This is a genomic window from Phocaeicola intestinalis (assembly GCF_014837065.1).
Taxonomy (GTDB): domain Bacteria; phylum Bacteroidota; class Bacteroidia; order Bacteroidales; family Bacteroidaceae; genus Phocaeicola; species Phocaeicola intestinalis.
The window spans coordinates 1-11226 of record NZ_JACSPP010000081.1 but is presented as its reverse complement, the minus strand read 5'-3'; the positions used below and the strand labels follow the sequence as shown (position 1 = coordinate 11226).

Annotated in this window: 10 protein-coding genes; 2 read left to right on the top strand and 8 right to left on the bottom strand. The window is 41.3% G+C overall.

What is annotated here, in order from left to right:
• Positions 1-332 precede the first annotated feature (332 nt).
• Positions 333-1538 (top strand): macrolide efflux MFS transporter Mef(En2), encoded by a 1206-nt coding sequence (gene mef(En2) / locus H9625_RS16145; RefSeq protein ID WP_005786079.1) that lies wholly within the window; start codon positions 333-335, stop codon positions 1536-1538.
• A gap of 24 nt (positions 1539-1562) precedes the next feature.
• The gene (gene lnu(AN2), locus H9625_RS16140; protein WP_004308783.1) at positions 1563-2075 is read left to right on the top strand and encodes a lincosamide nucleotidyltransferase Lnu(AN2); all 513 of its coding nucleotides are present in this window, start codon (positions 1563-1565) and stop codon (positions 2073-2075) included.
• A gap of 447 nt (positions 2076-2522) precedes the next feature.
• Here lnu(AN2) and H9625_RS16135 read toward each other — a convergent pair whose 3' ends face one another.
• From H9625_RS16135 to H9625_RS16100, 8 genes are all read right to left on the bottom strand, one after another.
• A complete protein-coding gene (locus tag H9625_RS16135) occupies positions 2523-2876 on the bottom strand; it encodes a nuclear transport factor 2 family protein (protein ID WP_004308780.1) in 354 nt (117 codons plus the stop codon).
• An 88-nt stretch (positions 2877-2964) separates the two neighbouring features.
• Positions 2965-4368: a hypothetical protein gene (locus H9625_RS16130; RefSeq protein WP_004308779.1), complete on the bottom strand. Its 1404-nt coding sequence runs from the start codon at positions 4366-4368 to the stop codon at positions 2965-2967.
• Positions 4369-4579: 211 nt separating this feature from the next.
• On the bottom strand, positions 4580-5539 hold the full coding sequence (locus H9625_RS16125; protein ID WP_007842328.1) for a toprim domain-containing protein: 960 nt from the start codon (positions 5537-5539) through the stop codon (positions 4580-4582).
• 216 nt (positions 5540-5755) lie between these two features.
• Positions 5756-6832, bottom strand: coding sequence for an AAA family ATPase (locus H9625_RS16120; protein ID WP_057089129.1), 1077 nt, complete (start codon positions 6830-6832; stop codon positions 5756-5758).
• 14 nt (positions 6833-6846) lie between these two features.
• Complete coding sequence (locus H9625_RS16115) at positions 6847-7155, bottom strand: DUF3853 family protein (protein WP_007842330.1); 309 nt, start codon at positions 7153-7155, stop codon at positions 6847-6849.
• Between the two features lie 223 nt (positions 7156-7378).
• On the bottom strand, positions 7379-8398 hold the full coding sequence (locus H9625_RS16110) for a hypothetical protein (protein ID WP_007842331.1): 1020 nt from the start codon (positions 8396-8398) through the stop codon (positions 7379-7381).
• Positions 8399-8408: 10 nt separating this feature from the next.
• Complete coding sequence (locus tag H9625_RS16105) at positions 8409-9701, bottom strand: PDDEXK nuclease domain-containing protein (protein ID WP_007842332.1); 1293 nt, start codon at positions 9699-9701, stop codon at positions 8409-8411.
• A 66-nt stretch (positions 9702-9767) separates the two neighbouring features.
• Complete coding sequence (locus H9625_RS16100) at positions 9768-11051, bottom strand: site-specific integrase (protein ID WP_021992115.1); 1284 nt, start codon at positions 11049-11051, stop codon at positions 9768-9770.
• Between the last annotated feature and the right edge of the window lie 175 nt (positions 11052-11226).

Below are 11226 nucleotides of genomic sequence, written 5' to 3'. Positions count from 1 at the left end.
TCTCCGCAACAAACGCTGAAAATCAGCAGATTGCAAAACAAACACCCAGTTTTACACCCAAGAATGTAAAGTCGGTGTTTTTGTTTTATTTAAGATAATACAACCACTACATAATAAAAGAGTAGCGATATTAAAAGAATCCGATGAGAAAAGACTAATATTTATCTATCCATTCAGTTTGATTTTTCAGGACTTTACATCGTCCTGAAAGTATTTGTTATTGTATTCCAACGTCAGGAGTGGATTATAATACAAGTTTTTTGTGTGGATAGAATTTCGTTTTGCTTAATGTACGAAAGTACTTATCTATAAACGCATGAAATATTAGCACAATGAATCATTGGAAATCAACTTTGGCCGTGATAGGAATAGGCCAACTCATATCTATTTTAACAAGTACGATTGTTGGCTTCTCCATTATTTTTTGGATTAGCAACGAATTTAAATCCCCGACAGCTTTATCTCTGGCTATTTTAGCTGGATTTTTACCACAATTTGTATTAGGCTTGTTTGCCGGGGTCTATGTTGACAGATGGAATCGAAAGAAAACGATGTTTTATTCGGACTTGTTCATCGCGTTCTGTACCCTATGTCTTTTTATTGTGATAACCAAGGGTTATAAAGACCTTTCTTTTTTTTATCTATTGACTGCTTGTCGTTCAATAGGCAGTACGTTTCATGCACCTGCTTTACAGGCAAGCATCCCTCTACTGGTTCCCAAGCACCATCTTGTCAGGGTATCAGGTTTGTACCATTCCATTCAATCCTTCAGTGAGGTGATAGCTCCCGTTGTAGGGGCAAGCCTCGTTGTTTGGCTTCCCATACAGTATATTCTGCTCATAGATGTGATCGGAGCTGTTGCTGCTTGTCTGACCTTACTTTGTGTCCAGATTCCTTCTCTTCAAAAAACGAAAGTTCTTCCAGATTTCAAAAAAGAACTGACGGAATGTTGGCATACCTTGCGGCGTACAATGGGCATTTTGCCTTTATTCGTATGCTTTACGCTGGTGACTTTTGTCCTTATGCCTGTTTTTACGTTATTTCCTTTTATGACGCTTCTGCATTTCAACGGAAACATTTTGCAAATGGGAGTTGTGGAAATGGGTTGGGGCTCAGGGGCATTGTTGGGCGGTTTAGTACTTGCCTGTAAGGCTTTGAAAAGCAAGCAAACATTAGTGATGCATACGGCTTATGTGATATTGGGATTGTATCTGATTAGCGCCAGTTATTTACCATCAAGCGCATTTATAGGTTTTGTTTGCCTAACATTTACAGGAGGCATAGCCTATTCCATTTACCATGCGCTTTTCATCGCTATTATTCAGCAGAACTTGGCTTCGGACATGCTTGGACGGACTTTTTCTCTCATCTTTAGTTTGAGTACCTTTCCATCAATGCTGGGTATCGTAGCTTCAGGATATTGGGTGGAAGCATGGGGTATCACATCCGTCTTTATGATCAGCGGATGGGTTATCTTTCTGATTGGAGTGGGTGCAAATTTTATTTCTTCAATCAAGCAGTTGGATAATTACGCATAGTATTATTTATTAAAGAATTATTATATGACAAAGAAAGAACACACTACGATTACAGAGTTATTTCAAGTTTTGGACTTGTTGGAAAGCCTGGACATGCAGTTTTGGTTGGATGGAGGCTGGGGAGTGGATGTCTTGTACGGACAGCAAACCCGCTTGCATAGAGATATTGACATTGATTTTGATGCCAATTATACAGACCAACTCCTTGATCTTTTGCAGGAGAGAGGATATCAAATTGAAACAAATTGGTTGCCCACCCGTGTGGAACTGTATAGCAAAGAATTAGGCTATATTGATATCCATCCTTTTGTCTTGAATGCGGACGGCACTTCCAAACAAGCCGACTTGGATGGAGGCTGGTATGAATTTCAACCGGACTATTTTGGAACAGCAGTCTTTGAAGGCAGAAGCATCCCTTGCATTTCTGCAAAAGGGCAACAAGTATTCCATTCGGGCTACGATTTAAGAGAGAAGGATATTCACGATTTATCTATAATTAAACAATGTATAACAACAATGAGCCTAACAATTAGATAAGAACAAGAAAATGACAGAAAAACAAATTGTCTGGTATATCTTACTTACAGAAGTAAAGATAGACAGTGACACCCAGTCTGTCACATCCCTGAGTGTAGCTCCATTGGCAGTCTTGCCGGAATTCCAGCGTAAGGGAATTGGGGGGGGGATGTTGATTCAGTAAGCCCATCAGAGGGCAGCACTTTTGGGTTACGGCACAGCAGTCGTATTGGGGCATAAAGAGTATTATCCTCGATTTGGCTATCGCAAGGCTATCGATTTAGGAATTGAATTTCCTTTCGAAGTCTCTCATGAATATTGCATGGTGGCTGAATTAATACCTGGAGCTACTGAGAATGTGAAAGGTATGGTTTGTTATCCAACTGACTTTAAATAGTTTAACAAGTAAAATTCATTATATAACTCGGACTGGGTATTTCAATTTCCCAGTCCGTATTCTGATAGTACTTATTCAATTGGAAGATTGTGTTGCTTCAAGAATGAAAGTTTATCCCAATACCCTCTTTGAAAGACGATTTTGTTATCTTTTACATGAAAAAATCCGCATCCACGAAGTCCAAGAGAGTCTTTCCATTCCATGATAGCCCATTCGCCATCTTCAAAAATATTTTCCACCATACAAACCATTTTAGCAGTGGCAAATTCATTCACAAACATTTTGTAGATTGATTCTTTACCTATTATTGGTTCGTTTGCGACTTGATGATTTACTGCATTAGTAGCATACAGCTCTGCTATATGATAAGCATCTGCTTTGTTAAAGCAATCTATCCATTTTTCCAAAACTTCTTTAGGCTTCATTTTTTATAAATTCTTAGGATTTTGATTCTGTAATAAAAACAATCTGTTTGGATGCATAGATACTTGATTTTATTAATAATAGGCTATTCTATATTCTAAATCCTCTGGATTTTTGCTCTCTCTGCACCGAGTTACGTAGATTCTGCTGTAACTTTTCCCATTGTTCCTTAAACCATTGTACTATGGGTTGTCGGTTTATGGTCAGCATAAGCTTACCACTATCCATCGGATGTTTCTCAACCCTAAAAATATCATTCTTGATGTCAAATTTCCACCTGTGTTCTTCGGAATAAATTTTGCCACTACATTGTATGGATTCTTTCTTTGTCAAGAGGTTTTCTATCATGTCTTTGGTAAACCCGATAACAGCGCATAATTTTTCCATTCTCAACATCTCTTTGAACATGGGAAACCATTTGTGGGCTTTTTCAAGCAAGGTGCTCAATCGTGATATTTCCTTGTCTTTGGCTTCAAGTTCTTGATTATGTATTCTTTGAAGATTACGAATTTGTCTGCTATGCTGTTCCTGTATTTGTTGTATCTGAATTTTTAATTCATCAGTAGCTTTGTCCCGTTTGGTAATTTCCTGATGTAGCTGCTCGATGTGATGTTCCAGTTCTTTCAGCTTACCGCTTCCGAAAAGAGAACCTACACCGCTTGCTATGGCGGTAGCAGCATTGGTGGCTGTTTTCTTTAGTTTGTCCGTGCGTATCTCTGCTTTTACCTGTTTGAGTTCCTGTTCGGCAAGGCTTACTTGTTGTTCCTTGTGTCGCTTGGTTTCCTCTATACGTTGCAGTTCGGCTTTCTGCTTCTCAATGATGAAATCATTTCGTTCCAGATGCTCTTTACCTGTGACAGCTTTTGCCTGTCCACGTTCCATCAGGAGAATATCGGAAGCAAGGGTCTGCATGGTTGCCATATCCTCGTCATTGAGCTTTCGGCTCTTTCCAGTTTCATGGTTCATCCAGTCGAATACGACATGAGCATGATAATTTGGTTTGAACCATCTGTTACCGACTTGGAAGCTCTCCTTGTCTTCTGCTTCCGGCTGACCGTTCAGCCAATGCCCTTCGTCTTTATGCAGGAAAATCTGTAGCGGAGTGATGCCCCAGCGTCTTTGGCACTCTTCACCGAATTTGCGTACATCAGCCAGTGTGGTGTCCGGTCTGATAAGCAATACTCCTTCACGGATGGGTGAGCATCCCGCCACCTTGATAATCTTTCCATTCTTTCCCTTGCGTTCCCTTTCCTTTTCCTGCATGGCACGTCCGGTCTTTTCCTTGACCATTTGCTTGATATTGTCATAATGAGTTCGCAGTTCGGGAGTGCCGAAGTCGGGATTTATCCACTGTTCGTTATCGGTGGAAAGTTCGGGAACGACATAGATTCTGGACTCCCCGATATTACGCATATACTCGGCAGTCCTTCGGTTGTGTGCCTCGCTCGATGCGATGTTGCAAGGCTTGATATGTATGCTTGATTTTGTTGCCATAGCTTCTTTCCTTTGTTTACAATTGATTTACTTTGCTCGCTTTCGCAGAGGGGTTCTTAGGGGTAACCCATAAGCGGAGATTGCAAAGAGAGGGTCACTCTTTGCTCGGGGTTCTCAGGGGTGAAACGCCCTGAGTGGGTCATTAGGGCAAAGCCCTAATCCCCTCGGGAGAGCCCACAACTACGAAAGCGAAGCGTGTAGTTATAGTGGGCTATAACCGGAAGCCTTTCGGTTTCTTGGATAGCGTATCATTCCTCTTTTCGACAGATTGCGCTTGCTCTTTCCTATCGGCTATTCGTTTCTGTAAATATTCGTTCAGATCTTTACATCCACTGTAGATTTGCGAGGCGTCACGTATATACCGGGTAGCATCATACTCCTTTCGGATTTGCTGTATTGCTTCCATTCCTGCACGGTCATTGTCAAAGAAACAGTGGATGCGCTCATAGCTTCCCAACGGATAGAGTGCCTTGGGAACATTGGCTACGGAATTAAGAACTATGTAATCCTGTCTGTCGAAGTCGGGTGATTGCGGACAGCTTTCCAGCCTTAAAGTAAGAAAGGAAAGGTAATCCATAAATCCCTCAAAAACGTAACATGTACTCCTTGGTTTTCCTGACTGTCTGATATGGGATATTTCTTTTGGTGCGATACATCCCTTGAAATATCGGTTGCGAATTTCATATCCGCCTGATATGTTCGGAAAGGCAATGGCGAAATACCGTTTGCCGTTGTGGGTGAAACGGGCTTCCTTACATTCTCTTTTCGCCAGTGCCGTGTTTATCCCTCTTTCCTGTAGGTAGGCAAGCAGGGCAGGAGAAGCCAGCAGCACAATGTCCAATTGCTGAAAACTCGGTTCGGAAAATGATTGCTTGCCAAAAGAGAAAGACACGGGACGTATGTGTGGTATCTGTTCTTCGATTTTCTGTAGAAGATAAGGCACATAGTCGGAACAGTAGAGTTCCTGTGCCAGTGCGATGATATTTCCACCTTTGCCGATTGCGAAATCATACCATTGGTTGCGCTCGGTATTTACTTTGAACGAGGGTTCTGTCTCTTCCCGTAACGGGGATTTGTACCATAGGTTAATACCTTGCTGCTTGACGGGAGAATATCCCAAACTGTACAGAAAATCCGCTATCCTGATTTGTTTTGCTGTCTGTATATCCATAATAAGATGAGTGTTTGAATAATGGTTGGAATATTTATTTCTCTTTTCGCCCGTACTTTTTTATGAAGTACGGTCTGTATAATCACTTCACTTTATCTTCGTATATATAGGATACGGTAATAAAGTGAAGCGCTTTTCTATTCCCTACAACCGCTTCGCTTTATTCTTAATATATAGACCTGCCGAATAAAGTGAAGTGATTACAGGTTATACGGTCTAATAGTGAAAGTCCGGCTTGAACGTGTATTTCCTGCCGTTCTCCTGTACTATCATCCGTTTGTTCCGGAGCATGGTGATAAGTGATACCGCTTTTTGATGGTTCAGTTTTACACCTACCGACATATATGACTTGATTAAGGAGGTTTCCAGATCCTTGTAGCCGTATTCCTCTTTCAGTCCGAAAGCCGCTTCCAGTGCTATGCGGTGCTGCTGTTCGCTAATATGTCTGTAAGGGTCAAACTTTTCCTCTTCCGGTCTTCCGGGTTTCTTCGCTTCGGGTCTGTACCCCTCTATGAGTTCAGGCAATGCATTGTCGTTGATACGGAAAGCGAAAGGCTCGAAATCCATTGCACGGATGTGCATGGCTGAAACATTGCTTATATCCCCGTTGCTCTTGTCCTTTTCCACCAGCAGAACGGTTTCCGCCTTGTTGTTCAGCTCCGTACCGATATGCCCTCTTGCGTTTTCATCGCCTTTGTTCTGGTGGAGTATCGTATGGATGTGTATCTGCCTGTCATCCGTCCACTGCATCAGTTTGGATATAATGCGTGTCGATTCTCCCGGACTGTTGATGTCATATACCATATCACGGATGCCGTCTATGATTACAAGCCCTATGTCCGGTGTATTATAGATAGCCTGTTCGACAATCCTGATACGCTGTTCGGGCGTGTATTTCCTCAAAGCGAGAAACTCCAGATGTTCATTGTCCCTGTCATCAGGAAGATCAGCAAGCCGTAAAATACGTTTCATGACTTTCAGACAGTGATAATGGCTTTGTTCCGTGTCCACATAAAGAATCTTCCTTTTTTCTTCCGGTAGTTCCGCAACATACCGCAGTACCGTACCGTTTTTCAATGCGGCGGCTACGATAGCCGATACATTGAAAGTCTTTTTACTCTTGGCTTTGCCGATGGATGCACTGAAATTGCCCAGTGTACCAATGACCGAACCTTGCACTTTTAGAATCTCAGGTGCTTTTTCGTAGATTTTCGACAGACTCAGGCGTGAAGCTTGCCAAAGGATTATTGCCTGTTCTGCCGAAATCTCCTTTATTTCTTTCATATAGTCCATAAGCATACCTCCCATTATTTCCGTCCTCCTGTTTTCTTCCCGGCAAGCTCAAGAGCCAATTCCGCATCTACGATAATCTTGCGCCCTATCTGGGTAATCGCCTTGTCTATCTTACCGCTTTTCTTTATGCGGTTGGCAGTGGGCAGACTGCACCCGAACAGTTTGGCTATACCGAGTATTCCGTACACATACTTCTTTTCCGTGTCTGTAACGGGTTGCGGCAATGCTTCGGCCTGACCTGAAGCGTGCTTACTCAGGAATATGAATTCTTCGCCTGTCATCTGCCAGACGGGTTTTGATAATAATTCTTGGATATTTGTCATCGTCCAATCTATTTAGTCGTTAAACAATCAGCCCTGCGCACTGGCTGTTATTTCTGTTCTCGAACGATGCAAAATTAGGTAGGGTTATGAGTGGTAAGGATGGGGACGGTACAAACTGAATATCATTGTATCTTATTGAATATCAGAAAATAAAAATACCACTCAAAAATTATTTTGAGTGGTAAAAGTGGAACTTTCGTAAAGTATCAGGATATATTACGGATTATCTGAATATATGTTCCATTTCCTTGGCGAAATTTTGGTTGCTGTCACTGGGGAAATCTGAAACAGGCTCCTTGTACTTGGATTTGTAGTAGCTGTCGTCAATATCCAGCAGTTTCAGTATTCTGTCTTTCCATTTGTCCCTGTCCTGTTTGGAGAGTTTCTCGCTCATCAGGAATATCAGATAGCATACACGTATTTTCTCTCTCGGTTTTATTTTCAGCTTACAGTTGCAGGGGTGAAGATTCATATTGGCATAGAAATCCAGTGCGGAAATTTCTTCGAACTGTTCTCCTATGCACACCTCATGAATGAGCGAAAGTAATTTCATGCTGAAATATTCCTGTTGTTCTTCTGTCGTTTCCTGCTGACTGATTGGCTCGCTTGATTTATTCTCTTGCTTTCCGTCAGGAATGTATTTCTTCAATATATCCAGAAAAAGGCAGCTTTGACGGTATATGTCCGCACAACAGTTCTTCATGTATTGGAATGCCTCTGTTCTTGCAGCCTTTTGCTGATCATAGAGTTTGTTCAGTTTGGCTTTTTCCCTGTCATATTCAGCCTTGCAGCGTTCATATTCTTTCTCTGCCTGTTTTTCCTCTTCGGCTGTATGCTCCCTGTAACCAATGGAATCATACCTGTTGTTGGCTTCATTCAGCGGCTTGCTCAGACTTCTTGTAACATCCAGCTGGGCTTCAATTTCCTGAGAATACCTTTCCATGTGCTGATAGCAAGCACGTTCTATGGCTCTGTCACTTAACGGGCGTATCTCATAAGCCTGTATGCTCTTTTCTATTTCAGTTTTCAGGCTGTTGAGTATCAAGGTGTATTGCTCTTTTTGCTTGTCAAGCACCAGTTCAAGGATAGCGGCTTCAAAGGATTTCATGTCATTATACTCCTGATAGAAATCCGATATGAATTTCTGCCTGTCAAAAGAAAAAGCGTAATTATCTATATAGTCTCTGTATATTCTGTTGAGTTCTCCATATTGGGGAATCATCGTCTGTATCTTTCCTGCCATATACTTTATATTATGGGTTCTTGTCCTTGTCAAGGAATAAGGTCAGTTCTTCTTCCACTTCTTCTATACTCGGTAGGGCAGATTTCAGATTTTCGGGTACTGCCTTGCTCAATTGATAGTCGCTGATACCTATCGGCTGGTCATATCCAGCCAAGGCATATTGTGCCACGACCTCATCCTTACCCCTGCACAGCAAAAGACCGATGGTCTTGTTATCATTTTCTCCCCTCAGTTTATCATCTACAACATTGATATAGAAATTTAACTGCCCTGCATATTCCGGTTTGAATGGCGTTGCTTTCAATTCCACGACAACATAGGCATGGAGCTTGATATTATATAGGATCAGGTCGGCGAAAAAGTCACTGTCCCCAATCTGGAAATGTTTTTGTCTGGCAACAAAAGCAAAGCCGTTACCCATTTCCAGCAAGTAACGGGTTACATGCTTTACCAACTGTTCTTCTATATCCCTTTCGTCAGCCTTTTCCTTTGCTCCTGCCAAGTCAAAGATATACGGGTCTTTTAACAGATAATTGGCAAGATCGCTTTGAGGTGCCGGAAGTGTGGCAGTGAAGTTGTTTACCTTGTTACTCTTGATTTGTCTGTCATACAGATTACTTTCAATCTGCATTTTCAGCACATTACTGCTCCAACCCATTTCTACAGATTGTTTCATATACCAATACCTTACGCCCAATGGTAGCGGATTATTGAGTATGACCATATGGCTTGCCCAATTTATTCTTGCAATCGGTGACGCCAAGAATAAATCTTCTATATCCTCTATTTTTATTTTATAGATGGTTGCTACTGTTTTTGCTACATTCTGAAATTGCGCAGGAACCTCCTGCGTAATTTCTAAAGATTGATTATCAGCTGATTGTATTTGCGCAGTAAGCTCCTGCGTAAATTGTCCGCTATTGAGCTTAAGGACTTCATTAGTAATGTTTTGAATATTTGGGACCGACAGTATTGAATCTGCTTCAATAAAACTACGAAGTACATTTAACGGATATAAACGGGCAAACTGGCACATATAAGTAAGATTACGTTCCGAATATCCCTTCTTTTCAGGATAATTGAATCTGATTGCCTGTGCCAATTTTTTGATAATTTTACCACCCCACCCATGTAGGTGTTGGTGGTACAGTATATAATTCCCCATTTTCCAGTAATGGAACAACATCTGGGCATTGGCTGCGGTAATGAGTCGGACTTGTGCCTGTTCTATTTCCGAACCGACAGCATGGACAAAGGCATCAAAATGACCTTTCTTTATATTATGTTCGTTGTTATTTTCCATATCACTAACTATTACTTAACAAAGATAACTCTAATAATGGATAATCTGTGAAACTGACTGATACTTTTAGAGTTGGTTAAACTTGTTCATTGCATTGGCCTTAATATCGTCTGCTATGTCAATGTAAGGCTTCATGGCTTTATAATCACTGTGCCCTGTCCATTTCATTACAACCTGTGCAGGAATACCGAGAGCCAGTGCATTACAGATGAATGTCCTTCTTCCTGCATGTGTGCTGAGTAATGCGTATTTCGGTGTAACTTCATCTATACGTTCATTTCCTTTGTAGTAGGTTTCACGTATAGGTTCGTTAATTTCTGCCAGTTCTCCCAGTTCTTTCAGATAATCATTCATTTTCTGATTGCTGATAACAGGCAATGCCATGTGGTTTTCAAAATGGATGTCCTTGTATTTTTCAAGTATGGCTTTACTGTACTTGTTCAGTTCAATACTCAGACTATCTGCCGTTTTAACGGTGGTGACTTCTATATGGTCGGACTTGACATCACTTCTCTTTAGGTTACGAACATCTGAATAACGCAGACTGGTAAAGCAACAGAACAGGAAAACATCCCGGACACGTTCCAGATACTGTTTGTCTTTGGGTATCTGATAGTCTTTTAGTCTGTTCAACTCTTCCCATGTCAGGAAGATTACCTTCTTGGGGGTGGTTTTCAATTTCGGTTTGAACGTATCGTATGCTATATTCTGGTGATAGTCTTTCTTGAAGCTCCATCGCAGGAACCATTTGAGGAATCCCATTTGTTTACCGATGGTACTGTTTCTCATGTCTTTTTTGTCACGCAGGAAATTGATATACTCGTTCAATCCGAACTCATCGAAATATTCAAAGGTCACATCTTCCTTGAACTCCTTGAGGTGATTTTTAACGGCTGCAAACTTTTCGTATGTGGATTCAGTCCAGTTATTCTGATTGCCGCATTCTTTTACAAATTCATCGAACACCTCCCAAAAACTTATCTGTGCTTCTTCCTGCTGTTCTTCGTTGGCATTCTTCATCCGCAGGTTGAATGCATCCTTTAGTTGTTGGGTAGTTGGCATGGTTTCCTGTACCTCAAACTCCTTGAACACATTTTGAATTTCGGCATAGTATTTCAGCAGATCGGCATTGATTTCAGATGCACTTTGCTTTAATTTGTTGGTACACCCGTTCTTTACTCGCTGCTTGTCGGAATCCCATTTGGCTACATCGATGCGGTAACCCGTTGTAAACTCAATGCGCTGGCTTGCGTATATGACGCGCATACGGATGGGGACATTCTCCACAATTGGCACACCGTTCTTTTTCCGGCTTTCCAATGCAAAAATGATGTTTCGTTTGATATTCATAATTGGGTGCGTTTGAAATTCTACACCCAAATATACACCCAATATTTGGAATAGCAAAAGATATTCAGAAAGATTTAGATTTACTATGTATTCCAAATTGTGTGTGATTATCAGTAATTTGCAATTTTATGATATTTCTTGAATGTATAGGTTCGAGAGCCTGTCTCTCCGCTGA

Coding starts and splice junctions, on each gene's coding strand:
- H9625_RS16135 (WP_004308780.1), bottom strand. CDS start 2,876: ATGAAGCCTAAAGAAGTTTTGGAAAAATGGATAGATTGCTTTAACAAA.
- H9625_RS16130 (WP_004308779.1), bottom strand. CDS start 4,368: ATGGCAACAAAATCAAGCATACATATCAAGCCTTGCAACATCGCATCG.
- H9625_RS16125 (WP_007842328.1), bottom strand. CDS start 5,539: ATGGATATACAGACAGCAAAACAAATCAGGATAGCGGATTTTCTGTAC.
- H9625_RS16120 (WP_057089129.1), bottom strand. CDS start 6,832: ATGGACTATATGAAAGAAATAAAGGAGATTTCGGCAGAACAGGCAATA.
- H9625_RS16115 (WP_007842330.1), bottom strand. CDS start 7,155: ATGACAAATATCCAAGAATTATTATCAAAACCCGTCTGGCAGATGACA.
- H9625_RS16110 (WP_007842331.1), bottom strand. CDS start 8,398: ATGGCAGGAAAGATACAGACGATGATTCCCCAATATGGAGAACTCAAC.
- H9625_RS16105 (WP_007842332.1), bottom strand. CDS start 9,701: ATGGAAAATAACAACGAACATAATATAAAGAAAGGTCATTTTGATGCC.
- H9625_RS16100 (WP_021992115.1), bottom strand. CDS start 11,051: ATGAATATCAAACGAAACATCATTTTTGCATTGGAAAGCCGGAAAAAG.